The 1115-nt window shown below is 53.0% G+C and carries 1 protein-coding gene; it reads left to right on the top strand.

The genetic code is table 11. The annotated features are described in order from the left end of the window. A partial coding sequence (locus tag HMPREF0849_RS10470; RefSeq protein WP_033605359.1) for a hypothetical protein occupies positions 1-1115 on the top strand: 1115 nt, incomplete at both ends.

Below are 1115 nucleotides of genomic sequence, written 5' to 3'. Positions count from 1 at the left end.
GAGTCAATCTGCATCATTGAGTGCCAGCCAGTCAGCTTCGGTAAGTGCCAGCCAATCCGCTTCAGTAAGTTCGAGCCAATCCGCTTCAGTGAGTGCCAGCCAGTCTGCGTCCGTAAGCTCAAGCCAATCCGCTTCAGTGAGCGCAAGTGAATCAGCATCATTGAGTGCAAGTCAGTCTGCTTCAGCGAGTTCGAGTCAATCTGCATCTGCAAGTGCAAGTCAGTCAGCGTCAGTGAGCGCAAGTCAGTCTGCCTCAGTCAGCTCAAGCCGATCTGCATCAGTAAGTGCCAGTCAATCCGCTTCAGCCAGCGCGAGCCAATCCGCTTCAGTGAGCGCAAGTCAGTCAGCATCGGTAAGTTCGAGCCAATCCGCTTCAGTCAGCGCTAGCCAGTCTGCATCATTGAGTGCCAGCCAATCCGCATCATTGAGTTCGAGTCAATCTGCATCTGCAAGCTCCAGCCAATCAGCCTCATTAAGCTCGAGTCAATCAGCATCAGTAAGTTCGAGTCAGTCCGCTTCAGCGAGCGCCAGCCAATCAGCTTCAGTGAGCTCAAGTCAATCAGCTTCAGTGAGCTCGAGTCAGTCAGCATCGGTAAGTTCGAGCCAATCCGCTTCAGCGAGCGCGAGTCAATCAGCTTCAGTGAGCTCAAGTCAATCAGCATCGGCAAGTGCCAGTCGATCAGCTTCAGTGAGCGCAAGTCAGTCAGCATCGGTAAGTTCGAGTCAATCAGCTTCAGTAAGTGCTAGTCAGTCAGCATCTGCAAGCTCGAGTCAGTCAGCTTCAGCCAGCGCGAGCCAATCCGCTTCAGTGAGTGCGAGCCAGTCAGCCTCAGTAAGCGCTAGTCAATCTGTTTCAGTAAGTTCGAGCCAATCAGCATCAGTGAGTGCCAGTCAATCCGCATCAGTAAGTTCGAGTCAATCCGCCTCAGCGAGCTCGAGCCAATCCGCCTCAGTGAGTGCTAGTCAGTCTGCTTCAGCGAGTTCGAGTCAGTCTGCCTCAGTAAGCTCTAGTCAATCTGCATCATTGAGTGCAAGCCAGTCAGCTTCGGTAAGTGCTAGTCAGTCTGCCTCAGTAAGCACAAGTGAATCAGCGTCAGTGAGCTCGAGTCAATCCG

Origin of the sequence: Streptococcus sp. C300, from assembly GCF_000187645.1 — a bacterium.
Taxonomy (GTDB): domain Bacteria; phylum Bacillota; class Bacilli; order Lactobacillales; family Streptococcaceae; genus Streptococcus; species Streptococcus oralis_CQ.
The sequence above is the reverse complement of the archived record's forward strand: the minus strand, read 5'-3'. Positions and strand labels throughout refer to the sequence as shown.